The sequence below is a fragment of the Ulvibacter antarcticus genome (assembly GCF_003688405.1).
GTDB lineage: Bacteria > Bacteroidota > Bacteroidia > Flavobacteriales > Flavobacteriaceae > Ulvibacter > Ulvibacter antarcticus.
Genome location: NZ_REFC01000012.1, coordinates 1 through 26,947, shown reverse-complemented (window position 1 = coordinate 26,947; position 26,947 = coordinate 1). Strand labels below are relative to the sequence as shown.

At 36.5% G+C, this 26,947-nt stretch carries 24 protein-coding genes and 1 other RNA gene; 12 read left to right on the top strand and 13 right to left on the bottom strand.

Annotation, left to right across the window (positions count from 1 at the left end):
• Positions 1-33 precede the first annotated feature (33 nt).
• Complete coding sequence (gene lpdA / locus BXY75_RS05025) at positions 34-1,410, top strand: dihydrolipoyl dehydrogenase (protein ID WP_121906636.1); 1,377 nt, start codon at positions 34-36, stop codon at positions 1,408-1,410.
• A gap of 161 nt (positions 1,411-1,571) precedes the next feature.
• Here lpdA and aroQ read toward each other — a convergent pair whose 3' ends face one another.
• From aroQ to BXY75_RS05005, 4 genes are all read right to left on the bottom strand, one after another.
• Positions 1,572-1,991, bottom strand: coding sequence for a type II 3-dehydroquinate dehydratase (aroQ, locus tag BXY75_RS05020; RefSeq protein ID WP_121906635.1), 420 nt, complete (start codon positions 1,989-1,991; stop codon positions 1,572-1,574).
• A gap of 172 nt (positions 1,992-2,163) precedes the next feature.
• The gene (locus BXY75_RS05015) at positions 2,164-2,769 is read right to left on the bottom strand and encodes a porin family protein (RefSeq protein ID WP_121906634.1); all 606 of its coding nucleotides are present in this window, start codon (positions 2,767-2,769) and stop codon (positions 2,164-2,166) included.
• 157 nt (positions 2,770-2,926) lie between these two features.
• Positions 2,927-3,496, bottom strand: coding sequence for a porin family protein (locus BXY75_RS05010; protein WP_121906633.1), 570 nt, complete (start codon positions 3,494-3,496; stop codon positions 2,927-2,929).
• Positions 3,497-3,664: 168 nt separating this feature from the next.
• Positions 3,665-4,210: a porin family protein gene (locus BXY75_RS05005; RefSeq protein WP_121906632.1), complete on the bottom strand. Its 546-nt coding sequence runs from the start codon at positions 4,208-4,210 to the stop codon at positions 3,665-3,667.
• Between the two features lie 112 nt (positions 4,211-4,322).
• Here BXY75_RS05005 and xerD point away from each other — a divergent pair, with 112 nt between their 5' ends.
• Together xerD and BXY75_RS04995 are read left to right on the top strand one after the other, a co-directional pair.
• A complete protein-coding gene (xerD, locus tag BXY75_RS05000; RefSeq protein WP_121906631.1) occupies positions 4,323-5,219 on the top strand; it encodes a site-specific tyrosine recombinase XerD in 897 nt (298 codons plus the stop codon).
• A gap of 43 nt (positions 5,220-5,262) precedes the next feature.
• On the top strand, positions 5,263-6,360 hold the full coding sequence (locus tag BXY75_RS04995) for a T9SS type A sorting domain-containing protein (protein WP_121906630.1): 1,098 nt from the start codon (positions 5,263-5,265) through the stop codon (positions 6,358-6,360).
• A 74-nt stretch (positions 6,361-6,434) separates the two neighbouring features.
• Here the strand turns inward: BXY75_RS04995 and rny are convergent, their stop codons facing one another.
• The 4 genes from rny to BXY75_RS04975 all read right to left on the bottom strand — a co-directional run bounded on the left by rny (position 6,435) and on the right by BXY75_RS04975 (position 8,807).
• A complete protein-coding gene (gene rny, locus BXY75_RS04990; RefSeq protein ID WP_121906629.1) occupies positions 6,435-8,000 on the bottom strand; it encodes a ribonuclease Y in 1,566 nt (521 codons plus the stop codon).
• Positions 8,001-8,056: 56 nt separating this feature from the next.
• A non-coding RNA gene (gene ssrS / locus BXY75_RS04985) (6S RNA) lies at positions 8,057-8,164 on the bottom strand.
• 53 nt (positions 8,165-8,217) lie between these two features.
• A complete protein-coding gene (locus BXY75_RS04980) occupies positions 8,218-8,508 on the bottom strand; it encodes a cell division protein ZapA (RefSeq protein ID WP_121906628.1) in 291 nt (96 codons plus the stop codon).
• A gap of 8 nt (positions 8,509-8,516) precedes the next feature.
• Complete coding sequence (locus BXY75_RS04975; RefSeq protein ID WP_121906627.1) at positions 8,517-8,807, bottom strand: hypothetical protein; 291 nt, start codon at positions 8,805-8,807, stop codon at positions 8,517-8,519.
• A gap of 152 nt (positions 8,808-8,959) precedes the next feature.
• Between BXY75_RS04975 and BXY75_RS04970 the strand changes: the two genes are divergently transcribed.
• Positions 8,960-10,651, top strand: coding sequence for a M23 family metallopeptidase (locus tag BXY75_RS04970; protein ID WP_121906626.1), 1,692 nt, complete (start codon positions 8,960-8,962; stop codon positions 10,649-10,651).
• Between the two features lie 9 nt (positions 10,652-10,660).
• On the top strand, positions 10,661-13,123 hold the full coding sequence (locus tag BXY75_RS04965; protein ID WP_121906625.1) for a TonB-dependent receptor: 2,463 nt from the start codon (positions 10,661-10,663) through the stop codon (positions 13,121-13,123).
• 135 nt (positions 13,124-13,258) lie between these two features.
• Here the strand turns inward: BXY75_RS04965 and BXY75_RS04960 are convergent, their stop codons facing one another.
• Positions 13,259-14,407, bottom strand: a complete 1,149-nt coding sequence (locus tag BXY75_RS04960; RefSeq protein WP_121907354.1) for a cysteine desulfurase family protein — start codon at positions 14,405-14,407, stop codon at positions 13,259-13,261.
• A 92-nt stretch (positions 14,408-14,499) separates the two neighbouring features.
• Between BXY75_RS04960 and BXY75_RS04955 the strand changes: the two genes are divergently transcribed.
• On the top strand, positions 14,500-15,396 hold the full coding sequence (locus tag BXY75_RS04955; protein ID WP_121906624.1) for a hypothetical protein: 897 nt from the start codon (positions 14,500-14,502) through the stop codon (positions 15,394-15,396).
• Between the two features lie 12 nt (positions 15,397-15,408).
• Here BXY75_RS04955 and BXY75_RS04950 read toward each other — a convergent pair whose 3' ends face one another.
• On the bottom strand, positions 15,409-15,957 hold the full coding sequence (locus BXY75_RS04950; RefSeq protein ID WP_121906623.1) for a Smr/MutS family protein: 549 nt from the start codon (positions 15,955-15,957) through the stop codon (positions 15,409-15,411).
• A 175-nt stretch (positions 15,958-16,132) separates the two neighbouring features.
• Between BXY75_RS04950 and BXY75_RS04945 the strand changes: the two genes are divergently transcribed.
• Positions 16,133-17,983 carry a T9SS type A sorting domain-containing protein gene (locus tag BXY75_RS04945; RefSeq protein WP_121906622.1) on the top strand — a complete coding sequence of 617 codons (1,851 nt, stop codon included), beginning with the start codon at positions 16,133-16,135 and terminating at the stop codon, positions 17,981-17,983.
• Positions 17,984-18,132: 149 nt separating this feature from the next.
• On the opposite strand, the gene rocD is transcribed toward BXY75_RS04945, so the two are convergent.
• Positions 18,133-19,377 carry an ornithine--oxo-acid transaminase gene (gene rocD / locus BXY75_RS04940; protein WP_121906621.1) on the bottom strand — a complete coding sequence of 415 codons (1,245 nt, stop codon included), beginning with the start codon at positions 19,375-19,377 and terminating at the stop codon, positions 18,133-18,135.
• 179 nt (positions 19,378-19,556) lie between these two features.
• Here rocD and rlmD point away from each other — a divergent pair, with 179 nt between their 5' ends.
• Genes rlmD through BXY75_RS04925 form a run of 3 tightly spaced genes read left to right on the top strand, consistent with a single transcriptional unit; the run spans position 19,557 to position 22,161 of the window.
• Complete coding sequence (rlmD, locus tag BXY75_RS04935) at positions 19,557-20,969, top strand: 23S rRNA (uracil(1939)-C(5))-methyltransferase RlmD (RefSeq protein WP_121907353.1); 1,413 nt, start codon at positions 19,557-19,559, stop codon at positions 20,967-20,969.
• Between the two features lie 30 nt (positions 20,970-20,999).
• A complete protein-coding gene (locus BXY75_RS04930) occupies positions 21,000-21,488 on the top strand; it encodes a DUF6452 family protein (protein ID WP_121906620.1) in 489 nt (162 codons plus the stop codon).
• The gene (locus BXY75_RS04925) at positions 21,454-22,161 is read left to right on the top strand and encodes a DUF6048 family protein (protein WP_121906619.1); all 708 of its coding nucleotides are present in this window, start codon (positions 21,454-21,456) and stop codon (positions 22,159-22,161) included. Before BXY75_RS04930 ends, BXY75_RS04925 begins: the two co-directional genes overlap by 35 nt.
• 142 nt (positions 22,162-22,303) lie before the next feature.
• On the opposite strand, the gene BXY75_RS04920 is transcribed toward BXY75_RS04925, so the two are convergent.
• On the bottom strand, positions 22,304-23,461 hold the full coding sequence (locus tag BXY75_RS04920; RefSeq protein ID WP_121906618.1) for a THUMP domain-containing class I SAM-dependent RNA methyltransferase: 1,158 nt from the start codon (positions 23,459-23,461) through the stop codon (positions 22,304-22,306).
• 58 nt (positions 23,462-23,519) lie between these two features.
• Here BXY75_RS04920 and BXY75_RS04915 point away from each other — a divergent pair, with 58 nt between their 5' ends.
• Both BXY75_RS04915 and BXY75_RS04910 read left to right on the top strand, forming a co-directional pair.
• Entirely contained in the window at positions 23,520-24,251 is a 732-nt protein-coding gene (locus BXY75_RS04915; protein ID WP_121906617.1) for a class I SAM-dependent methyltransferase, read from the top strand.
• Positions 24,251-24,919, top strand: coding sequence for a ZIP family metal transporter (locus BXY75_RS04910; RefSeq protein WP_121906616.1), 669 nt, complete (start codon positions 24,251-24,253; stop codon positions 24,917-24,919). The genes BXY75_RS04915 and BXY75_RS04910 overlap by 1 nt, the downstream gene beginning before the upstream one ends.
• 200 nt (positions 24,920-25,119) lie before the next feature.
• Here the strand turns inward: BXY75_RS04910 and trhA are convergent, their stop codons facing one another.
• A complete protein-coding gene (trhA, locus tag BXY75_RS04905) occupies positions 25,120-25,746 on the bottom strand; it encodes a PAQR family membrane homeostasis protein TrhA (RefSeq protein WP_121906615.1) in 627 nt (208 codons plus the stop codon).
• Positions 25,747-26,947: the final 1,201 nt, after the last annotated feature.

Sequence of the window (26,947 nt, the reverse complement as noted above, 5' to 3'; positions counted from 1 at the left end):
CGTGACTTCAATTAATAGATACAATTCAGCGAAATGAGTAAATACGATGTAATAGTTTTAGGAAGTGGTCCGGGCGGATATGTAGCCGCTATAAGAGCCTCGCAATTAGGTTTAAAAACAGCAGTTATTGAGAAGGAAAGTCTAGGAGGTGTCTGTCTTAACTGGGGATGTATCCCAACTAAGGCGCTTCTTAAAAGTGCTGATGTTTTCAATTATTTGAAGCATGCAGAAGATTACGGACTTACCGTAAAAGAATATGACAAGGATTTTACTAAAGTTGTTGAGAGAAGCCGCGGTGTTGCCGATGGAATGAGTAAAGGGGTACAATTCTTATTGAAAAAGAATAAAATCGACGTTATTAATGGCTTCGGAAAATTAAAACCAGGCAAGAAAGTAGACGTTGATGGGAAAGAATACTCCGCAGATCATATCATAATTGCCACAGGCGCCCGCTCAAGAGAGTTACCAAATCTGAAGCAGGACGGAAAGAAGGTAATTGGATATCGTGAGGCTATGACCTTAAAAACACAGCCTAAGAGCATGATTGTTGTAGGTAGCGGTGCTATCGGATCTGAATTTGCTCATTTTTATAACGCAATGGGGACAGAAGTAACTATTGTTGAGTTTTTACCCAATCTTGTGCCTTTGGAAGATGAAGATGTTTCAAAACAATTTGAAAGATCGTTGAAAAAAGCCGGAATTAAAGTAATGACCAATTCTTCCGTAGAAAAAGTTGATACTTCAGGGAAAATGGTGAAAGCCACAGTAAAAACCAAAAAAGGAGAGGAAATTATTGAAGCTGAGATCGTTCTTTCTGCCGTTGGAATTGCTTCTAATTTAGATGGCATCGGACTTGAAGATGTAGGTATTGTTACCGACAGAGATAAAATTATGGTGAATGACTGGTATCAAACCAATATTCCTGGTTATTATGCTATTGGGGACGTTGTTCCTGGACCTGCACTTGCACACGTTGCTTCAGCTGAAGGAATTACCTGTGTAGAAAAAATTGCCGGTATTCATGTTGAAGCTATTGACTACGGAAATATCCCGGGATGTACCTATGCTACTCCGGAAATAGCAAGTGTTGGTATGACCGAAAAACAAGCAAAAGAAGCAGGATATGAACTGAAAGTAGGGAAATTTCCTTTTTCTGCCAGCGGAAAAGCTAGTGCTTCAGGTGCGAAAGACGGATTTGTAAAAGTTATTTTCGATGCCAAGTACGGAGAATGGTTGGGTTGCCATATGATTGGTGCCGGCGTAACCGATATGATCGCTGAGGCTGTTTTAGGACGTAAACTCGAGACTACGGGGCATGAAGTATTAAAGGCGATTCACCCGCACCCAACCATGAGTGAGGCAGTGATGGAAGCTGTTGCAGATGCTTATGGAGAGGTGATTCATCTTTAAATAATAGATCGCTTCGCTATTAGATTTTAGATATAAGACAAAAAGAGAGCTCCTAATCGGAGCTCTTTTTTTATTGCTTTAATATAGATTTATCTGGTCAAGCATTTCGATTACGCACAATACAGGCTGAAATCGAGACCTAATCTATGGACATCCAGTTTTTATTTTGAAAGAAAACTCATTAATGCCAACTCATAACTTTGTAGTCCGAACCCTAGGATAATTCCTTTTGCATTTGCTGAGATATAAGATTTATGCCGGAATTTCTCTCTTGAGAAGGTATTAGAAATATGTACTTCCACAACAGGTGTTGAAATTGCTTTAACAGTATCCCCAATCCCGACTGAAGTATGCGTATAGGCCGCAGCATTAAGGATAATTCCATCGTACGTATACCCAACTTCCTGAAGTTTATCAATAAGTTCTCCTTCGATATTCGATTGATAATGTTCTAGCTCGACATTCTTGAATTTAGACTGCAGTGTTTCAAAAAAGTCGTTGAAGGTCTCATCGCCATAGATATCATTTTCACGCTTTCCGAGGAGATTTAAATTAGGGCCGTTTACAATAATAATTTTCATTGCTTAAAGATATAAATAAACTACCTCGGAGCTGCGCCCACGAGCTAATAAAATTTTAAAAGGTTCAAATTCCTAAGCTCAAAACAAAATAAAGCAAAGTCGTTTTAATCATTATTTCAAATAAAAAAAGCGGAAGCAATTGCTTCCGCTTTTTAAAATAATTTACTTGCTATTAGAATGAATATCCCGCAGAAACCTGAAATACGTTGTTTTGATTTTTAGCATTAAAATCTTCATCTTTTATATCATTAATGTCAGTGACACCTTTGTTATAACGTAAACTTCCAAAGAACCCCATTGGAAGTCGGTATGATGCACCAATACCTATCCCTATATCTAAACCTTTATACTGGTCTTTGGTTTCACCAACAAGACCCGTTTCAAAATCAACACTTTCCGCGTTTACTAAAATCCCAATCACAGGTCCCAATTCAGCGCTTAAGCCCTGAATAATATGGTATTTCCCCATTACAGGAATATTTAAATAGTCTAATTTTGAGTTTTCGGTAGTTCCAAAACCATAATTAGTTTTACTACCTTGTGAAGAATACAAAATCTCGGGTTGTACAGAAATCTTATCAGTAACAGGAACTTCAACCAATCCACCAATGTGGAAACTAGTTCTGGAATTAAACCCTCCAAAACCAGTATAATAAGCATCCCCTCCAATTGACGCTAAGTTAAGACCGGCTTTAACACCTAGTCTAATTTCGCCTTGTGCAAATGAAGATGTTACTAGAAATAGACCTAGCGCAATAAATAAAAATAATTTTTTCATAATTAAAGTATTAAGTGTTAGTTTAGTAAAGCTACTAAATTAAATTTATCCTTTACTACAGGCTTTTACCCCAATTTATCAACAAAGTTTTTAACAAGTTGGCAAACAGAACAATAGTGAAATAGAATTCCCACCTTCCGGATGTAGCACTAATTGTTTAAAATGAGTATCCAACTGAAATCTGACTAATATTATTTTGGTTCTTTGAATTATAGTATAAACTTTCTTCCGAAGTAGTATTGGTATTTGTAATGCCTTTATTAAACCTTAAACTTCCAAAAAGACCAATTGATGTAAGATAAGAAGCGCCAATTCCAATTCCTATATCGATATTCTCGTAATATTCTTTCGAGTCTCTGGACCGACCGTCGACTTTACTTTCAGCTTTAACCAAAACACCGATTACCGGACCTAATTCTGCACTTAATCCTTTGAGGATATGGTATTTTCCTAAAATCGGAAAGTTTAGATAATCCAATTTAATATCTGTTTCTACTTGTGCACCAAAAAAACCAGATTCAATTTTCGTTCCTTGCGAAGAGTATAAAATTTCAGGTTGCAATGAAATTTTATCACTTATTGGGACTTCAATTAGAGCCCCGAGATGAAAGCCAATTCTATTCCCTAAATTAGGACCTGCCTTAGCTCCCATACGAAATTCACCCTGTGCAAAACTGGTTGTGATTATACAAACTGTCACCGTTATAAGTAGGAATATTTTTTTCATAATTTGCGTATTGTAAATTATTTATATCGTGAAGCTACGAAATAATAATAAACCTTGCACACAGGATTTTACCCCTATACTTAGTGAAAAACATAAAACAATCTGATTTTCAGCCACAAAAAAAAACCATCTATTCATGACAGATGGTTTTTTAAAGTTTTTAATTATTTAAAGAAAAGAATAGCCAACTGAAACGGAAACAACCGTATTCTTGCCATCTTCGCCCTTTATGACTTCACTCAATCCAAAATTATATCGTCCATCAATACGCAGTCCAAAAGGAAGGTCTAGTCCTAAACCTGCAACACCTGATAAATCGAAGGACTCTGCTTTTGCTTCAGCTTCGATAGTACCAATTACAGTCTTAATCTTATCGTCAACAATAAAACCAAATTGAGGGCCTAATTGTACATTTAATCCCTGTACTAGATAGTACTTAAGAACTACTGGTACATTTACATAAGTAAGCTCAAATTCACTTCCTTTTATCTTAGAACCTTGCTGAGAATATAATAAATCGCCCTGTATCCCAATCTTATCACTTAACTTTGCTCCTACAAATGCGCCTGCGTGAAAGCCTGTTTTGCTCGAAGAATCTTTTAAATCAGAAACATTTGCGAAATTCGCTCCTATTTTAAGCCCTAAATCCAGATCTTGAGAGAATCCTGAAATACTAATTAATATCGTTAATGCTAAAACAATTGATTTTTTCATAGGTTATTTTATTTGTCTTTTTGTGAATCAAAGATACTTAAAACTTAAAATTTTACAATTTGTTATAACCTAGCTAATTTTTATTCTGAATCTATTTTACTAATATCGCAATATGCAATGGCAACGTGCCCTTATTGATTACAAAAACTATTTGAAGATTGAACGAGGTCTTTCAGAAAACTCGGTAATTAATTACGCCTTAGATATCAATAAACTTATAAAATGGTTGAACGAAAATGAAATAGGGATCTCCCCTATTCAGATTTCCGAAGAAACCATACAACAATTTATTTATCAAGTTGCTAAGGAGCTCAATCCAAAATCTCAAAGTAGGATAATCTCTGGGCTTCGTGGCTTTTTTAACTATTTGGTATTTGAAGAGTATCGAACGACCAATCCATTAGACCTAATTGAAAGTCCGAAAACCGCTAGAACACTTCCGGATATCCTTTCTACCGAAGAAATCGACCAACTTATAGCCGCCATTGATCTAAGTAAACCACAAGGAGAGCGGAATCGAGCAATACTTGAAACGCTTTATGGATGCGGGTTGCGGGTGAGTGAGTTAATCACTTTGAAAATATCTGATCTATTTTTTGAAGAAGGCTTTATAAAAGTTACCGGAAAAGGTGATAAACAGCGATTTGTACCTATCGGAAAGTCGACCATTAAATTTATGGAATTATACCGAAGGGAAATACGGGTACATCAAGATATTGATAACAATGCCAAAGACACCTTGTTTTTAAATCGGAGAGGGAAAGCTTTAACGAGGGCAATGATCTTTACAATTATCAAGCAACTAGCGGAAAAAGCTGGAATTCGGAAAACTGTATCCCCTCATACCTTTCGCCATTCCTTTGCAACACATTTGCTGGAAAACGGAGCCGATTTGAGGGCTATTCAACAAATGCTTGGCCATGAAAGCATTACAACAACCGAAATCTACACACATATTGACAAAACGCATCTTTCAGAAGTGATGAATGCGTATCATCCCAGGAAATAGAATTTGAATCAATCCAAAAAATTACTTATTATTGATAGTTTAAATGTTTATTTCATTAATTATGAGAATACTTATCATACTATTATTCATATGTTCCTTTACGCAAGCACAAATTGTTACGATCCCCGATGCTAATTTTAAATATGCTTTAGTGAACTATACATGCGCAGCTTTTGATGCAAATTTAAACTTTGATGGAGATGTAGATACTAACAATGATGGTGAAATACAACTAAGTGAGGCAGAGGCCGTATACGCATTATCTGTTGGAAATAACGGTATTCAATCTTTGGAGGGAATTGCCGCTTTTTCAAATCTTCATACTTTGCTTTGTGGAGATAATCCTTTGACCGCTCTTGATTTAACACAAAACCAATCTCTTGTATGGGTTAATAGCTGGGACTGCCAATTGACTTCCGTTATTTCAGCAAATCAAAATCTTGAATTTTTAAGTGTAAGCAATAATCAATTGAATACAATCAATATTTCGGAAAACCCAAATTTAAAACAACTTAATATCTCTTTAAATCAATTTACTGAAATTGACGTATCCCAAAATTATAATTTGGAAGGACTAGGAGTATCAGAAAATCAAATAACGAGCTTGGATGTTTCCAATAATCTATCGTTAAAAAGTTTGAGTTGTTCTTACAATTTGATTGCTAATTTGGATTTAAGTAATAATTCGGATTTAGAACAATTATTATGTAAGGAAAATGCACTTGAGAGTTTGAATTTGAAAAATCAAAATAACCTAAACATGATTGCCATGGATTCCAGGTTTAATCCTAATCTCTTTTGCATTAACGTGGATGATGAAGATGCTAATTTAGTGTGTACTGCAACTTTTCCACATGGATGGTGTAAAGATGCGTGGGCAGCATATAGTGAAGATTGTGTTTTGAGTGTTGATGATCACGAAGAGAATTCTATCAGTTTGAGTCCGAATCCGGTTATTGATGTATTGGACGTTAATTCCGTAAAATCAATTGAGAAAATTAAATGCTATTCTTTAGACGGGAAATTGATAAAGCAAGAATCAAACTCTAGAATCGATCTTTCGATTTTACCAAAAGGCGTTTATATCGTTATTATTTCAGTAGAAGGTGAAAATTTTGTAAAAAAAATAATAAAAAATTAATTTCAATTACATCTTTTTAAAATGCAAAAAGGCTCCTAATTAGGAGCCTTTTTTAATATGTATCAATTCAATCTTTATTTCGCAATATTCACAGCTCTGGTTTCCCGTATTACGGTCACTTTCACTTGTCCAGGATAGGTCATATCGGTCTGAATCTTTTGTGAAATTTCGAAAGACAACTGGGCTGCTTTTTCATCGGTAACTTTTTCACTTTCTACCATCACTCGCAGTTCTCTACCCGCTTGAATCGCATAGGCTTTATTTACACCTCCAAATCCGAAAGCGATATCCTCAAGATCCTTAAGACGTTGAATATACGAATCGAGTACTTGTCGTCTTGCACCAGGTCTTGCACCGCTTATCGCATCACAAACTTGTACTATAGGTGAAAGTAAACTTGTCATTTCAATTTCGTCATGGTGAGCTCCAATCGCGTTACACACTTCAGGTTTTTCACCATATTTCTCTGCCCATTGCATTCCGAGAATAGCATGTGGCACTTCTGTTTCTGTTTCAGGAACTTTTCCAATATCATGAAGTAAACCTGCACGTTTCGCTAATTTCGGATTCAATCCAAGTTCGGATGCCATAACACCACATAATTTAGCTACTTCTCTGGAGTGTTGTAATAAGTTTTGTCCATAAGATGAACGGTATTTCATACGCCCTACAGCCTTGATAAGTTCGGGCTGTAAGCCATGAATTCCCAAGTCAATTATAGTCCGTTTTCCAACTTCGATGATCTCTTCTTCTATCTGTTTGGTTGTTTTCTTTACAATTTCTTCAATTCTGGCAGGGTGAATCCTACCATCGGTTACCAATTTATGAAGTGATAGACGGGCAATTTCTCTACGAACAGAGTCAAAACAGGAAAGAATTATTGCATCTGGCGTATCATCTACAATGATTTCAACACCGGTTGCAGCTTCGATAGCGCGGATATTACGGCCTTCTCTACCTATAATTCGTCCTTTTACATCGTCACTTTCAAGATTAAAGACAGACACACAGTTTTCGATAGCCTCTTCTGTTCCAATACGCTGAATGGTAGTAATGATAATCTTTTTGGCTTCCTGTTGCGCTGTCATTTTAGCTTCCTCAACAGAGTTTTGTATATAGGCCATCGCACTGGATTTTGCCTCTTCCTTAAGGCTTTCCATCAATTGAGCCTTAGCATCATCTGCCGATAGGCTAGAAATTACTTCCAGCTGATTTATCTGACTTCGGTGCATTTTATCTAGTTCGCTTTGCTTTTTCTCTAAATATGCAATCCGGTCATTATAGTCTTTTTGCTTATTTTCCAGTTCAGAATTTAACTTTTTCGATTTCGCTACTTCACTTGAAACCTGCGATTCTTTATCTCTGGTTCTCTTTTCGGCGTCAGACATCTTCTTCTCCCGACTCATAATGACCTTTTCGTGCTCAGATTTAAGTTCAATAAACTTTTCTTTCGCCTGAAGCATTTTATCTTTTTTAACAGATTCTGCTTCAGTATTAGCCTCTTTCAATAAGGAGGCAGCATTCTTTTTTGCCGATTTTATAAGTTGGGAAGCGTTGTTCTTCTCCAGGTATTTAGCGATAGCAAAACCCACGGCAAGTCCCGCTATTCCTACAATAATTAATATAACTATGTTATCCATTTTTATCTAATATTTATGTATAAAAAAGCCTACATTAATAATATACATTTTGAATAAAACTCCATAAAAACAAGTTTAGGGCTAATAAGCTGGTCAAGTATCCGTTCGAAGACGGCCCGCTTTAGCAACTTGAACTCACCCTTTTCAAAAGTGTAACGTTGAGTTTACCAAAAAAAATATTAATGTAGGCAGTAACCTTATTTTATTTAAAAGAACGTTAAGATAAATGTTCCAGCAACAAATCGTTCAAGGACTTTAATTTCTCCTCAATATGTTGCGTATCACTATCTTTATCAATATGTTTTTGCTCCACCTGCGCCGCGAATTGTAAAGCACACATGGCTAACACATCCTGCTTATCGCGCACAGCATAACTTTTTTCGAACCTTTTAATCATTTCTTCTATCTTCTTAGTTGCTAGTCTAAGCCCTTCTTCCTGAGTGGGATTAATTGTTAAGGGATATACCCTGTCTGCAATTGATAGTTTTATTTTTAATTGGTCTGACATTATTTAAATTATTCGGAAAGTTGTGTAATACATTGGTCAATTTCCCGAACCAGAGCATTTATTTTGAGTTTTGTATCTCGTTTGTATTCGTCGCTGCCGAGCATCGAATTTGCTAATTTTAATGAGCTGCTTTCTTCTCTCCACTTTTCAACTTCATTTTGAAATTGTTCCTGCTGCGATCTTAAATTTTCGTTTTCTTCTTCTAATTTCGCATTAGTCTGCTTCAGTTTTTGATGGCTGTGAAGCAACTTGCTAATTCTATTTTCAAGAGAATCAACAATTTCTGAAATTTGGCTCATTCGTAATTAATTCAATACTTCTTTCACAAAGTTAACATACCGTTGTTAATAAGGCAACTCTTTTCTATTATTTTTTGTAATATTGAAAAACAAGCACAATAAAAGCACATCACTCCCTTTTATTATTTACCTAATTCTTATTTTTACACACTATGAGAAACATAATTCTTGGGCTGCTTTTATTGGGAGTTGCAGCCAACGGACAAAATACCGTTCCTACCGATTATTTTAGTAACCCACTCGAAATTCCGCTGATCTTGGCAGGTAGCTTTGGTGAGCTTAGGAGCAATCATTTCCATAGCGGGCTCGATATTAAAACGCAGCAAAAAGAAGGTATTCCTATTTATGCACCTGCAGATGGCTTTGTGAAGCGAATTAAAGTAGGCCATTATGGCTACGGAAAAGCCTTGTATATAAAACATCCCAACGGTTACTCTACGGTATACGCACATCTTCAGAAATATGCCGGTGCCATCGAAGCTTATGTAAAAAAGAGTCAGTATGATAACGAATCCTACGAGATCGAGCTGTTCCCGGACGCTTCAACCCTTAATGTGTCCAAAGGTGATATTATAGGTTATACAGGAAACTCTGGAAGCAGTGGCGGACCACATTTGCATTATGAAATACGAGATGGAGCTTCACGCCCTATGAATCCTATGCTATTTGGTGTAGAAATTCCCGATACTAAACACCCTTTAGTCTATACGATTATGGGTTATCCAATTGGTGAGAGTGCGCAGATCAATCAGTCGCAGAATCCCGTTAAACTAAGACTAATCCTTCAAAAGGACGGAACATATAAGGTCGAGAATATTATTGCCTTCGGACGTATTGGCTTCGGAATTGCAACCAATGACCAACAAGATGGTGCTTCAAACAAGAATGGCGTGTATGAAATAAAAACGGCATATAATGGTGAAGAAAAATTCGAAGTGCTTTTTGAAAAATTTTCCTTCGACGAAACTCGCTATCTCAACCGCTATATCGATTACGGATACTTTCAGAATAACAAAAGTAGAATCCAAAAACTGTTTAGAGAAAGTAATAATCCGTTGAGCATAATTAAATATGAAAACGACAGTGGTTATTTAGATGTTCAGGATGGCTTCACTTCTACTTACTCCATTGAAGTCAAAGATTATAAAGGAAATACCGTTATTATTTCTATCCCAATCGAAGGAAAAAATTTAGAGATTCTGGAGCCGAAGATAGACGCAACTACCGAAGATTTCATTTACGCAGATCACGCTACTTCTATTACCAAAGGGAAATTCAGTATTTATATTCCGGCGAATAGCCTGTATGAAGATACTTTTTTAAAAATTGAAGCCAAAGGTGATACTTTAACCTTCCATGAAGACGTAATACCTATTCATAGAAACATTACCTTAAGTGTGGATGCTTCAAATTATAATGAAAGTGATAAGGATAAGCTTTTCCTCGGAAGACTTAATTATCGAGGAGAACCCTACTATAATAGTACCAGTCGTAAGGGAGATAAGCTCACTGCCAGAACGAGAACTTTTGGTGATTACGCACTTGTTGTGGATACCATTGTACCTACCATAAAGCCATTTAATTTTAGCTCGGACAAGTGGATATCGAAAAATGAGACCCTTCAGCTTAAAATTGAAGACGACCTAAGCGGTATAAAATCCTATCGAGCTACAGTGAATGGAAAATTTATTCTGATGGAATATAATTACAAAACAGACGTTCTAACTTATGATTTTGATGACAACATTTCAGAAGAAGGCGAAAATAATTTGAAATTAATTGTTATCGATAATGTAGGAAATAGTGCTACATTTGAAGCGACCTTTTTCAGAAAAAACACTTAAAAACGGCTTTTGAAAACAACAACTTTACCCTTCATTATCTTCTTTTTTATAACATCGAGTCTCTTGTTCGCGCAAAAAGCTACCGTAAGAGGAGTTTTACTCGATTCATCCAACCAACCTTTAGCAGGAGTGAATGTCACCACCGGGAACGAAGGTGTGCAATCTGATCTCAATGGATATTATCTTATTGAAATCCCTTCAAATCAAAGTGTGAAGGTTGTCTATTCTTATATTGGCTTAGAAAATGTTGAAATTGACATTACACTAAAGCCAAATGCTGATTATGAGTTTAATCCTGTAATGAAAGTGGATGTTGTTCAAATTGGTACTATCGAATTATCTACCAGAAGAAACAAACAAGTTGAAGGAATCGTTTCTATAAGCCCAGAAGTTATTCGTAAAATGCCCGGCGCCAATGCAGGTGTCGAAAATCTATTAAAATCACTTCCCGGAATCAACGGAAACAACGAATTGAGTACGCAATACGCAGTTCGAGGCGGAAATTATGACGAAAACCTAGTCTATGTAAATGAAGTAGAAGTATATCGTCCATTCTTAATTCGAAGTGGTCAGCAGGAAGGATTAAGCTTTGTAAACAGTGACTTAACATCTAATGTAGATTTCTCTGCCGGAGGGTTTCAAGCTAAATACGGGGATAAATTATCGTCAGTTTTGGATATTACTTATAGGCAGCCTGTAAAGTTTGGTGCTAGTCTGGATCTTAGCTTATTAGGTGCTAGTGGATCTGTTGAAGGAATCTCTAATGATGGAAAACTAACGGGAGTTTTAGGACTTCGTTATAGAAACAATAGTCTGTTTGTAAATTCAAAACAAACGGAAACCAATTTCAAACCAACTTTTGCCGATGCGCAGACCTATTTAACTTATAAGTTTAACAATAAGTTTGAGCTTAGCTTTTTAGGAAACGTATCGATCAATGATTATAGCTATCAGCCACTAACACGTCAAACTAATTTTGGTACTCTTGCCGACCCTATCGCTTTATTAGTATTTTATGAAGGACAGGAAGAAGACCGTTACAATACGTATTTCGGAGCATTAAAGGGAACCTATGTACTTTCCGAAAACTATACTGCAAAATTAATTGGATCTATTTATCAGACTCAGGAACAGGAACACTTCGATATTCTTGCACAGTACAGGCTTGGTGAGGTAAACACTAACATTGGTGATGAAGATCTTGGTGAAGTTGAATTTACTGAAGGAATTGGTGGGCAACTAACACATGCCCGTAATGATCTGGATGCGCTTATTATTAATCTGGAGCATAAAGGAACTCTGACTTTAGAAGAAAACACCATCGAATACGGTTTAAAATACACCCGTGAAGATATTCGCGATCGTGTTCAAGAATATGAAATTATCGATTCGGCAGGATTTTCAATTCGCCCTCCAATTATTGATTATGTTAACAATCAACCTTACGAGCCTTATGCTTCACCTATAGTTCCGTATACAGATATAAGAGCTATTAATGATGTGCAGATCAACAGGATTTCCGGTTTCGCGCAAGTAAGTAGACAATTCGAACTTTCAAACAGTAAATTGTGGGCAAATGCAGGTGTTAGAGCACATAATTGGAATGTAAGCGGAAAGGGAATAACAAGTACCACTCAGACTGTTTTTAGCCCTAGAGCACAAGTTTCATTGAAACCGAATTGGGAGATGGATATGTTATTCCGTCTTTCTGGTGGAGTTTATCATCAGCCGCCTTTCTATCGCGAACTACGAGATTCTACCGGCGCTGTCCGACCTGAAGTGAAGGCCCAGCAATCTGTGCATATTGTCTTCGGAAATGATTACAGTTTTAAACTATGGGATCGTCCATTTACACTTAATTCTGAAGCCTATTATAAAAAACTTACTGATGTAAATCCATATACGCTCGAAAACGTACGTATTCGTTATAGAGCGCGTAATAATGCTGAAGCATACGCCTATGGATTGGATCTTCGAATGGCAGGAGAATTTGTTACTGGAACTGAAAGTTGGGTGAGTTTTGGGTATTTGAAAACTGAAGAGAACATAGATAATCGCGGAAACATATTTAGGCCAACAGATCAACGATTAAAATTTGGAGTATTAATTCAGGATTATGTAAAGGTAATTCCGAATCTTAAGGGATACCTAAATCTTACTTATAACACAGGACTACCAGGAGGATCACCGAGTTATGCAGATCCATACGATTATCAGCAGCGGCTTCCAGACTACAAAAGAGCCGATCTTGGGGTTTCGTATGTTATTGTTGACGAAAACAACCTTAGAGAAAGTGGTTGGCTTAGTGCCTTTAACGAACTAACAATTGGCGCAGAGATCTTCAATATTTTTGATGTGCAAAATTCAATCACGAATACATTTGTAAGAGATATCTATACGAAGGTGCAATACTCGATTCCAAATTACTTGACGCCAAGAGTGTTTAATGTGAGAGCAACGATGCGGTTTTAAATACTTCAGATTAAACTTTTAAGACATAACCGCAATATATAGAATACAATTCGTTCTTAATTGGTTTAATATACAAACACGAGACACGACAATCAGATTTTTCCGAAGTCAACCAAACAAATAGCCATTTAGCTACTATTTTTCAATAAAATCTTTAAGAAATTCCACGACATAATCTACTTCTTCTTTAGTATTAAAAATACTAAAAGAGAATCGAATAGATGGTTTTTGAAGATCTTCTTCGGAAAGGATTTCGCTAAGAACATGCGATCCTTTGGAGCTACCACTCTGACAGGCACTTCCGCGTGAACAAGCAATACCATTGAGATCTAATTGAAACAAAAGCATTAGTGCCTTTTCGGGAGGCATTGGAAGACATATGTTTAAAACAGTGTAAGTGCTTTTTTCAAGATCACCACAACTAGCGTTAAACTTAACACCTGGAATAGCTTTAGAAATTTCATCTTTGAAATAGGATTTTATTGACGATATATAAGCCTTTTCTTTATCTAGATTTTGATAAGAAATCTTCAATGCTTCAGCCATTCCTGCAATTGCATAAACTGCTTCCGTCCCGGCTCTTAGTCCTCGCTCCTGTTCACCTCCAAAGATTAAAGGTTGCAATCCGCTGGATTTCCTCACAAAGGCAAAACCGGCCCCCTTAGGACCATGAAATTTATGAGCTGCTACACAGGCGAAATCTATTGGAATTTCAGAAAAATCTAGTTTATAATGTCCTACAGATTGTACGGTGTCACTGTGAAACAAGGCGTTATTAGCTTTACAAAGTTTGGCAACTCTATCAATATCTAAAATGCAACCAACTTCGTTATTAACATGCATTAAACTAACAAGCGTTTTCTGAGTAGTATCTCTTACTAATGATTCAAGATGACCGTAATCGACATGACCAAACTCATCTAAATCAACAAAATCTATTTGTATTCCATGTGATTTTTGTAGTTCATTTATTGTATACAATACTGCATGATGCTCGATTTTACTTGAAATTATTCTGGTAACACCTAAATCACGAACGCAACTATTTAGTATTAAATTATCTGCTTCTGTTCCACCGGAAGTAAATATAATTTCGGAGGCTGATACGTTTAAATGTCCTGCAATTTCTTTTCTTGCATTTTCAAGTAAAGATTTAGATGATCTACCGTAAGAATGTGTAGAAGAAGGATTTCCATATTCTGTTCTTAGCACTTCAGAAATACAATGAATCACCTCACTTCTTAGCTGAGTCGTCGCAGCGTTATCGAAATATACTTTTTTCATAGGCCCAAAAATAAGCATAATATCCGTTTCAATTGTAATTCAATACTAAAGAATTATGTTACTTTGCAGCATAGAATTAATTTCAGAAAAAAATGAAAAAACTATTGTGGCTTTTGTGTGCGTTGATTGCTTTTTCGGCTTGTGATGATGGCGATATTATTGTGACTTCATTTAATTTTGATGATATTAATCTCGAAGTCTGTAATACAGAGGATACCTATGTTTTTTTTAAGATTAACAATGATGCCTTAGAAAGCCTTTCTGTACAACTCAATTTGCCTCAAACGATTTTCTATGAAAACGGCACTACTGAGTATAATTTTGATGGAACGACTAACTTTGCCAATTACAGGATTTACACAGCTAGCCTCACCAGCTCCTATTTTTGCAGTAGTGTCCCCCCTACCGATCCGGAAATTGTAATAAATTATCTTGGTAATTCCGGGACAGCTTCCTTAACGATAGAGGCTACATTAAGTGATAGTGACAATCTTCCAACCATATTCGACAGCAATGGTAATATTAGTGATGAAATTAATGTTGAAGGAACCGCAGATAATGACGAAGATGGAATTCCGAATTATTACGATTTTGACGATGATGGTGACAATGTGCTTACTTCGGCCGAATTAGGACTAGATCCAACCAATCCTCAAGATACGGATGGTGACGGGATTCCAGATTATTTGGACCCAGATGATGATGGAGATGGCGTCTTAACCAGAAATGAAGACCTTAATGGAGATCGAAACCCTACCAATGATAAAACGGATGGATTAACTGCAAACTATTTAAATGGAGATGTGGCAATAACGAACGTTGTTGATGCATATCGTGAACATACTTACAGTTATACCAGTAATGCAAATCTTATAATAACAAATTTAGTACTTACTGGATCCAATGAACAAATTACGCAGCAATCTATAAATCTTGGAGAGAAGACAAGTGTAAGTACTGGAACAATAAATGTTACACCTCAATTTTAGAGGCAGCGTATTTTATTCTGTTTTATTCTGAAAAATATAGATTTCGGTCGCACCTCGACCATACTTCTGAAAATTTGCATCGTCGTGCGAAATATTCCCGTATTGCCTGAATAGATATTCCAATTCGGCCCTCAGTACCCCTTCTCCAACGCCATGAATAAATACCACCCTTTGAATCTTCTTGTTTATAGCAAAATCCAATTGCCTTTTAGCGGTGTCTATTTGAATGCTTAGCATTTCATGATTGGATAATTTCTTGCTATGTGGTACAAGTTGATGAATATGTAAATCAACTTCCATTGGTGGCAAAGTTCTGTCCTTGGGTTTTATTCTTTGAGTTTGCTTATTTTTTTTCTGTGCTTTTTCTGAAAGTATTGTAGTCATATCTTCGGGCAGGAATGCTTTTTTTGAAACTTCATTATTCATAACCACAAGTTCGTTCTTCTGAAATTCCATCTCGAAATCCTCATTGGTATCTATGGTCACAGTAATCCCTTTTATTTTTATTACCACTCCCGCAATGTCATCATCCAGTACTGCAACTTTATCTCCAATTTTCATAATCAATTATTTTATTCGTACATTAACAGTGTTTCCCTAGAAATTAGGCACTTAATTATTAATTTATGTGTTTTTTCCTACAAAAATGTATGTATTTTAAAAAAAACTTTTATCTTTATCCCAGAATTTATAGCATTTCAACCCCAAAAAATGATGTTTCTTAAACCGTAAAATTATGAAAAACCTACTACTTCCAGTGGCATTGGCGTTAGTTTCTTTTGCTTCTTTGGCGCAATTATATGTTCAACCTAACGGCGCAACAGATTCTTACATTTATGTAAAGGATCAGATATTATATGTAAATCAGGCAATTAATTTAGCTGAAAACAATCCAGGTACAACTAGAGCGAGTATTTATTTAAGAGATGGATCACAGTTAATACAGGGAGCTGCTTCTTCACTGAACACCGGTGATGGATATATTTCAGTATACCGTAACAATGGAGGTTCTGATGCTTTCGATTATACGTATTGGTCTTCTCCAGTAGGTAATCAGGATATTTCTGGAATTGGAAATAAGAACGCCGGTATTCTAAGAGTACATGATGTAGTTGCGTCTTCACTTACAGAATCAAATCAGACACTTACAACAGGTGCTTATAATGGTTTAACTACTCCGATGACAATCTCAAGAAGATGGCTGTATAAGTATAATGATGCATCGGGATGGGTTAGATTGAATGAAACAGACGGATTACCGGCTGGTAGAGGATTTACCATGAAAGGGCTAGGTCTTGGAACATTAGATCAGATTTATGATTTTAGAGGAAGACCCCATAATGGTGACGTATCTGTACCTATTTACGATGACGGATACACATTAGCTGGTAACCCTTACCCTTCTGCCTTAGACTTAAATGCAGTCTTTTACGAACCGGGAAATGAAGAAATTCTTGAATTCCAGTATTGGGATGAAGATAGAAATGTAGATTCACACTTTTATGTTGATAACAAAGGAGGTTACGGTACTTGGGTTCCAGGACCGGAAGATCCGGGTGGAAGTACGCCTGGGATTTACACACAAGCCATGTACCTAAATTATGACAATAATGGTACTGCTTCTGGTGGTAATACCGGAACTGGTTTCGATATTCCAAGAAGATTTTCACCAATTGGCCAAGGTTTTATGATCTGGGGTGATATGGGCATTCCTGCATCAAGTACAATTGTTATGAAAAACTCTCATAGAAAATACGTAAAAGAAGGTCTTGCTAACTTATCTATTTTTCACAAAGGTGCTACGACAACAACTACCACGAACGATCCAAGCGACGCACATTTTGCTGCCGCGAGTGTTAATGAAATAGCTGCTGAAGATAACAGACTACCACAATTGCGATTGAATACATTCTTCAATGAGACACATATGAGACAGCTTGTATTGGCTTTTTCTGATGAGTCTACAGACTTATTTGACAGAGGATTGGACGCAAGAAGCCCAATGGATGCATCATCTGAGGCTTTCTTCCCTATTGGACAAGATTATAAGTTACCATATGTAATTCAAACGGTTCCTTTTGAAACTTCAAAGGATATTCCATTAACCTTTACATTAGACATTGAGACGCAAGTTGTACTAACTGCAATCGAGGAAGTTAAGATGGATCGCAACGCTTATCTATACGATAATACTACAGGTGCACACCAACAAATTACAGATGGCCAAACTGCTTCAATATTATTACCAGCAGGAGAATACAGTGACCGATTCTATATCAGATTCCGTGATCTTCAAACTCGTGATGCAATTGCGAATGATGAACTTAAGAATAAAGTTATTGAGAATGTTGACTTCTTCCAAAATAATGTAGCACAACAATTAGAAGTTGGTAACCCAGAAGCTTATGATATCCAATCGGCTAACATCTTTGGAATGTCAGGTAAACTAGTATATAGCGCTAGTAACATTGGAAACAATACTAGATTCACTTTTCCAACTGGAAATCTTAGTGATGGTATCTACTTAGTGATGCTTACAACTAAAGAAAACATTGCTGTAAATTATAAAATTACAGTAAAGAACTAATACATATAGAAAAGTGTAATGCTTTTACAATAGGTTTAAGAAAACATAAAATGCCGCAACTTTAAAAGTTGCGGCATTTTTATTGGTTAAGACTTAAAAAAGGTACCCTTAATAGAATACCTTTTTTTAATTCTTTTATAATCGTATATCTAAACTTCAAATTCTTTAAGAGTGTTTATAATGATGGACACACAATCTCTTAATTGCTCTTCATTAATAACCAATGGAGGTGCAAAACGAATAATATTACCGTGAGTAGGCTTGGCTAAAAGTCCGTTATCACGCATCTTTAAACAGATATTCCACGCGGTATCACTTTCTTCGGAATCATTTATCACTATAGCATTTAGAAGCCCTTTACCCCTTACCAAATTTGCGATAGATGAAGTTTCAATAAATTTATTTATTTCGCTTCGGAAAATTTTTCCTAGACGCTCAGCATTTTCTGCTAACTTTTCATCTCTTACAACTTCTAAAGCGGCAATGGCTACTGCTGCAGCCACCGGATTTCCTCCAAAGGTTGAACCGTGATTTCCTGGCTTGATTACGTTCATAATTGCATCATCTGCTAGTACGGCAGAAATTGGGTACGCTCCCCCACTCATAGCTTTTCCTAGGATTAACACATCCGGCTTTACATCTTCGTGATCAACCGCTAAAAGCTTCCCTGTTCTCGCTATTCCTGTTTGAACCTCGTCTGCAATAAACAATACGTTGTACTTTTCGCATAAGGCTTTTGCCTTTTTTAAATATCCTTCAGTTGGTACGTATACCCCAGCTTCTCCTTGAATAGGCTCGGCCATAAACCCTGCAATATTCTTATTAGATTTAAGCACATCTTCCAAAGCATTCAAATCATCATATGCAATTTTTATAAATCCGGCAGTATATGGTCCAAAGTTCTTTCGTGCGACAGGGTCGTTCGAAAAAGAAATGATAGTTGTCGTTCTACCATGGAAATTATTTTCACAAACCACAATCTCAGCCGCGTTTTCTTCGATTCCTTTTACTTCATACGCCCATTTTCTACATAGTTTTAAAGCCGTTTCGACTGCCTCAGCACCTGTATTCATTGGTAAAAGTTTGTCGAATCCGAAAAATTCACAGGCAAATTTCTCATACTTTCCAAGCATATCATTATGAAAAGCCCTTGAGGTTAAGGCGAGTGTTTCCGACTGTTTTACCAAAGCCGCAACGATCTTTGGATGACAATGACCTTGATTCACTGCCGAGTATGCGGATAAGAAATCATAATACTTCTTTCCTTCCACGTCCCAAACATAAACACCTTCTCCCTTATTCAAAACCACCGGTAATGGGTGGTAATTATGAGCGCCGTACTTATTTTCTAATTCTATCGCTTTCTGCGAAGCTGTTTTTTCTAAAACTGACATAAAATAAAATTTAAAGTGAAAAAATATAAAATTCCTTCTATACCTTTATTTTTCCGAAGACTCGAAAATTCAGCGGAGGAGAGAAATCATCCTTCGGGCGCAAAATTACGAATTAAAAATTACATTTTTTTGAAGCTAGGCACAGAAATATGAGTGCGAATTATACTATTTTTGCGCCTATGGGAAGAAGTAAGACGAACAGAGTTATCTTAGAGAATCTTGAAGTAATAGACGCAGGAGCTAAAGGGAAGGCGGTCGCTAGAGCCGAAGATGGACGCGTGGTATTTATAAACAATGCCGTTCCAGGTGATGTAGCTACGATTCAAACCACAAAAAAACGCAAAGCTTATTATGAAGGAAGTGCTATTTCTTTTTCTAAATTGTCTGAGAGACGTGTAGATCCTGTTTGCGAACACTTCGGAACCTGCGGTGGCTGTAAATGGCAATTTATGGGCTACGATCATCAACTCTTCTTTAAACAGAAGGAGGTTGAAAACAATCTTATACGCATTGGTAAAGTAGAACTGCCTGAAATAATACCAATATTAGGCTCCAAAGAACAGTACTTTTATCGAAATAAAATGGAGTTTTCATTTAGTGATAATAAATGGCTGACTTTAGACCAAATTAAAAGTGACAAAATAATTGAGAATCGTAATGCATTAGGATTTCACATTCCAGGGATGTGGGACAAGATTTTAGACTTGAAGAAATGTCATCTTCAAAGGGACCCTAGTAATGCAATCAGGGATTTTATAAAGATGAAGGCACAGGAATTGGACATAGCTTTCTTCAACACCAGAGCGCAACAAGGAGTTTTACGCACACTTATGATTCGTACTTCCAGCACAGGAGACTTAATGGTATTGCTTCAATTGTTTAAAGAAGACGAAGTAAAACGAAAAGAATTACTTGATGCAGTCGCTTCAGAATTTCCTGCCATCACTTCTCTTCTCTACGTAATTAATTCCAAAGGAAACGATACTATTTACGACCAGGATGTAATTTGCTATCATGGTTCAGACCATATTTTTGAGGAAATGGAAGGACTTCGATTTAAAATCAATGCGAAATCATTCTATCAAACAAATAGTGAACAAGCGCACGAATTGTATAAAATTACCAGAGACTTTGCAGGGCTTTCGGGAAATGAAACGGTTTATGATCTCTACACAGGAACAGGTACAATTGCACAGTTTGTTGCAAAAAAGGCAGGGAAAGTAATTGGAGTTGAGTCTGTTCCTGAAGCAATTGATGCTGCAAAGGAAAATGCACAATTAAACGGAATAGATAACGTTGATTTCTATGTGGGAGACATGAAAAAAGTGTTTAACGATACTTTTACTGAGACTCATGGGCTTCCGGATGTAATCATTACCGATCCGCCCAGAGACGGAATGCACGGAGATGTAGTTGCACAACTTCTGCGCATTGCTGCACCAAAAATTGTATATGTAAGCTGTAATAGTGCTACACAGGCTCGGGATCTCGCATTGTTAGACGAAATGTATAAAGTGACCAAAGTGCAAGCGGTCGATATGTTTCCACAAACGCACCATGTAGAAAATGTTGTACTTTTGGAAAAGCGATAGTTTTTCTGAATTAATTCCCATTACCCTTAAATGATAAAGAAACTGATCTTACTATTAGTTGTTGTGTTAAGTCTGAATGGCTGTACTCGAGATGATTTATGCTCGGGCGAAACCCAAACTACACCCCTACTTGTTATAACTTTTAAAGACATTACGAACCCTTCCGAAGCAAAACAAGTAACCAATCTAAAAATAGAAACAGATTATCTTACAAGAACTACAGTGTTGACGACAACAACGACAGATTCTATAGGTATTCCGTTACGTCCTGCTGCAGATACGGTGAGATATAGACTTATTAAAAACGCTGGTACCACAAATGAACTTATTGATGTCTATTCCTTTATTTATACGCGCGAAAACATCTATATAAATCGTGCCTGTAGCTTTAAGACGGTGTATAACTCACTTTCATTAGAACTGGAAAACGATAACCCCGAAAACTGGATACAAAGCATTGAACAAATTAATACTACTGTTGCAGATGAAACACAAGCACATATTACTATTTTTCATTAGTCTACAGCTCGTGTTTGTGTCTCTGAACGCTCAGGAAAACACTACAGCCACCGACAGCATTCCAAAATTCACTAAATATGGATTTAGGTTGGGTGCCGACCTGGCCAAGCCTATGAGATCGCTTTTGGAGGATGGGTACTCAGGTTTTGAAGTTATGGGAGATTTTAGGATTTCAAAAAAAATCTATTTGGCTGCTGAAATTGGTAACGAAAAAAAAGATAGATTTGAAAGTAACTTGAACTCCAGAGCAGCCGGAAGTTATGCAAAATTAGGTGCCGACTACAATGCCTACAATAATTGGTTTGGTCTCAATAATGCCATTTTCACTGGTTTGCGATACGGGTTTTCAAGTTTTAAACAAGAACTTATAGCATATGAAGTATATTCTACCAACCAAAGCTTCCCTCCTTTTACTGTAGTGGATCCTGTAGAATATTCTGGCTTATCTGCGCATTGGGCAGAACTCATTGTAGGCGTTAAGACCGAAGTGCTTACCAATCTTTATCTATCAATAAATCTTCAGTTAAAGCGTATGATTAGCGACACCAAGCCAGAAAATTTCGACAATCTTTATGTGCCGGGCTTTAATCGGACTTATGATTTTAGTGTTTATGGAGTTGGTTATGGGTATACAGTTTCATATCTAATACCTATCTATAAAAGAAAGTTCTAGTTACTTGGATTTTCCCCGCCAATAGGTTTAAAAGTATTGAGAATTATTATTTATCAATTCGTTGAGTCCAAATTATTTGTTCATTAAAGATCGAGAATTCACCTACACACCAATAACAACTACTATTTTGATCTTTTAAATTTTAATTTTTCTTGGCCTTCTTACTCCCGGCATACATTTCATAGCGAACAAACCGACTCTCCAACTTTCCGTTAAAAACTTTGATTTTTCTGGAAGGTCTCAGTCCAACACATTTCAATGCTTCCATATTCGAAGTAATCATCCATGCATTTGAATCAGGGTATTTATGTTTCAAGGTTGTTCCAATATTTCCGTAGAACTCTTCAATATCATTTACAGATATCCGCTCGTCATAAGGAGGATTAAAAACTATATACATAGGTCGTTCCTTCTCTTTTTCACTTTCAAAGAAATCCTTTTGCGTAATTTCTATAAACTCTTCCAGATTGGCACTTTTCACGTTTTCCTTTGCTTTTGAAATTGCTTCACTATCATTGTCAAATCCGTAGATTTTAAAATGAAACTCACGAATCTTTTTTAAAGCTGCATTTTCAATAAGCTCATAAAGATCAACATCAAAATCGGGCCATGTTTCGAAGCCAAATTCATCTCTATTAAGATTTGGTGGTATCCTACATGCAATCATTGCTGCCTCAGTCAAAAAAGTACCACTACCACACATAGGATCCAGAAAATCACATTGTCCATCCCATCCGGAAAGCATAATCAATCCGGCAGCCAATACCTCGTTGATTGGAGCTATTGTGTTTGCAACTTTATATCCTCTTTTGTGCAATGATTCTCCCGAACTATCCAAAGAAATGGTACAAATATTACGATCGATATGCACATTGATTCGCAAGGTTGGGTGGTCCAAATCTACATCAGGTCTTCTACCCTCTTTATCCCTAAACCTATCTACGATTGCATCTTTAGTTTTTAGAGCTATATATTGTGAATGTGTAAAATAATCTGAAAATACTGTAGCGTTGACAGCAAGACTTCCGTCAACCTCCATAAAGTCTTCCCATTTTATCTCATAAACCTTTTTATAAAGATCATCTTCATTGAAAATATTAAAAGAAGTAATAGGCTTGAGAATTTTTATTGCTGTTCTACAACATAGGTTGGCCTTATACATAAAACCTTTATCCCCTTCAAAGGAAACGTTTCGCGTACCTATCTCAACATTTGAAGCACCAAGCGACCGTAATTCACGTGCTAGTAATTCCTCCATGCCAAATAAGGTTTTGGCGACCATTTTAAAATTATTATCCATTCAATCACTCTTAAAGTCCTGCAAAAATACAGTATTTTTGTGCTGCAAAATCTTGTAAATGCAAAAAGAAACAGATAATTGGTTCGCTTCGTGGTTCGATACTCCTTACTATCATATTTTATATAAGGATAGAGACTACCAAGAAGCCGCTTATTTTATGAATGCTCTTACTTCCTTTCTGGAACTTTCTAATGATGCCGAAATACTAGATTTGGCATGTGGCAAAGGAAGACACTCCAAGTACCTCAATGGTCTTGGCTATGATGTCACAGGAGTAGATCTTTCTCCGGCGAGTATCGCATATGCCAAACAATACGAAAATAATAGGCTACATTTTGCCGTACATGATATGTGTCTTCCATATCCAAAAAAGTTCGATGCAGTGTTCAACCTCTTCACGAGTTTTGGATATTTTGAAAGTGAAAACGATAATCTAAGGACAATAAAGGCAATTAAACAGGAACTTAAACCCAATGGGCACGGCGTAATTGATTTTTTAAATGCCGATTATGTTAGAACGCATTTAGTCCCTTCAGAAATTAAAACTGTAGAAGGCATCGATTTCGAAATTGAGCGCTATATTGAAGATAATTACATTATTAAAAATATAAGTTTCGAAGTCAATTCTAAAAAACATTCCTTTACCGAAAAAGTAAAAGCGCTTACACTAGCTGACTTTAATTCTTATTTTGATAAAGCCGGGGTGACTTTAAATCATTGCTTTGGTGATTATCATTTAAATAATTTCAATGCTAAAACATCTGAACGTTTAATTTTGGTATTCGACTAATGATCTATATCCTCCTCTTTCTCGCTGTTGCAATTGGTTATGTTATTGCTTTGCTTCTCAATAAAAAGGAGTTGAAGCAAATGTCCTTGTTTCTAGCGTTTAGTGGTGCGTTTTTATTAGCACTCACGATTTTCGAGCTCCTACCAGAAGTATTTACCTCTTCTACAAAAGAGATTGGAATTTACATTATGGCAGGTATCATGCTTCAGATTGTTCTTGAATTTTTCTCAAAGGGCGCAGAGCATGGCCACGTTCATCTTCACCAACACGATAAGGCATTTCCATGGTTACTGTTCATTAGCTTATCGATCCACGCCTTGCTTGAGGGATTCCCTATTTCAGAAGAAAACAACCTGCTTATAGGTGTAATTGTCCACAAAATTCCAATTGCGATTATCTTATCTATATTTTTCATAAAGGCACATTATCCTAGAACCACTACCCTCCTATTCCTTACCTTATTTGCGATTATGACGCCACTCGGAAATTGGATCGCGAATCACTATTCAGAAATTCATACCTATAAAACGGAAATCAACGCAGTTGTAATCGGTATCTTTTTACATGTTTCCACCACGATTCTATTCGAAAGTAGTAAAGATCATAAATTCAATCTTACAAAATTACTCACCATTATAATGGCAATAGTAATAGCCTATTTTCTTTAAATATTTGGCAGGTACCCCACCGCTTTGGGCGCTGGTGTCCGCGCTATCCGCTATATCCCCGTAGTAGTCGTGTAGTGCCATGAAGTAGAGCGCGGCTCACTACATGACTACTTTAGGGATGCCGCTGCTATCGCTACCTGAGTAGACTAGAAACATATGCTTCAGAAGTGACCCTATCAATTAAAGCAACACTTTTCAGACTAAAGAATTTTCAGAAAAATAAATAAATAGTGCAGAATACTTCCACCGAGAACAAAGAGATGCCAAATCACATGGCTATATTTAACACGATCTAATGCATAAAAAATAATTCCGATGGTATAGAACAAACCACCGCCCATTAGTAAAACAATTCCCGTGGTATCAACACTTTCTTGCAAGGCGCTAAAATCAAAAACGATTAGCCAACCCATCACCAGATACAATAAAACAGATAGAATTTCGAAACGACCGGTGAAAAACACTTTAAGAATAGTTCCAAAAATTGCGATTCCCCATACAACCCAGAACAAGATCCATCCTAGACTTTCGGGTAATGCAATTAAAACTACAGGTGAATAAGTTCCGGCGATCAACAAATAAATACTTATATGATCTAGCTTTCTATAGATTTGTTTCCTTCTTTCATTTTTCTCAAAATGATACAGCGTGGAAACAAAATATAATACTGAAAGAGATAATCCGTATAAAACAATGGCCAGTATTCCGAAGGGAGCTTCATAGCTATGAAATACAATTAAAAGTGCAAAGCCTAAGAGAGTAAGTAAAAACCCAATTCCATGAGTAAGTGCATTATAAAATTCTTCTTTGGGAGTTTGTGATCGCATCTTCTTAATACTATTAAATTGCCTCAAAATAAGTCAAAAAATGACAGTTAAAGGACTCAAGTTCATTAATAATTTGGTTCATTTATGAATACCACTTCAAACCAGCAGCTTAAAACTAAACATGGGCAAAACACAGAAATTTGTAAAAAACTCCAATGTAACATTTGCTTACATTTCTCCATTTCCCTCAGGGACTGGGCTGGGGTGTGGGAATAAAAAAGGCGGCTATAAAGTAAACAACATCCAAAACCGCCAAAACTGTATACTGAAATGTACATTTTGGATTTTTTGGTTACCATGGCCCTTGCGGTTATAATTGATTCATATACTATTAGTCTTCCTCCTTCTGTGAGAGGGTTGGGGTGAGGAAAAAAAAAGTCCTTTCTCTATAAAGAATTGGGACTTAAAGAAGGTAGCTAGAAGTTTTGATACCACTTCATTTATGTTAAACTTCATTATTGCACTTTCCAATCTGCCTCCCTCTCCCTCTGGGAGAGGGCTGGGGTGTGGGCAAAAACGCATAGATAGTAATGGAACAACAAAAACCGCCAAAACTGTATACTAAAATGTACAATTTTGTCGGTTTTTATTACCACGATCACTTGTGGCATTTAAGGTTAGGGCAAAAAAAAGACTCGATTCAAATAAATGTATCGAGTCTTAAAGAAGGTAGCTAGAAGTTTTGATACCACTTCATTTATGTTAAACTTCATTATTGCACTTTCCAATCTGCCTCCCACTCCCTCTGGGAGAGGGCTGGGGTGTGGGCAAAAACGCATAAATAGTAATGGAACAACAAAAACCGCCAAAACTGTATACTAAAATGTACAATTTTGGCGGTTTTTATTACCACGATCACTTGTGGCATTTAAGTTTAGGGCATAAAAAAAGACTCGATTCAAATAAATGTATCGAGTCTTAAAGAAGGTAGCTAGAAGTTTTGATACCACTTCATTTATGGTAAACTTCATTATTGCACTTTCCAATCTGCCTCCCTCTCCCTCTGGGAGAGGGCTGGGGTGAGGGAAAAAACGCATAAATAGTTATGGAACAACAAAAACCACCAAAACGGTATACTAAAATGTACAATTTTGTCGGTTTTTATTACCACGATCACTTGTGTTATTTAAGTTTAGGGCATAAAAAAAGTCCCAACTCTTTCGAATTGGGACTTAAAGAAGGCGGCGACCTACTCTTCCAC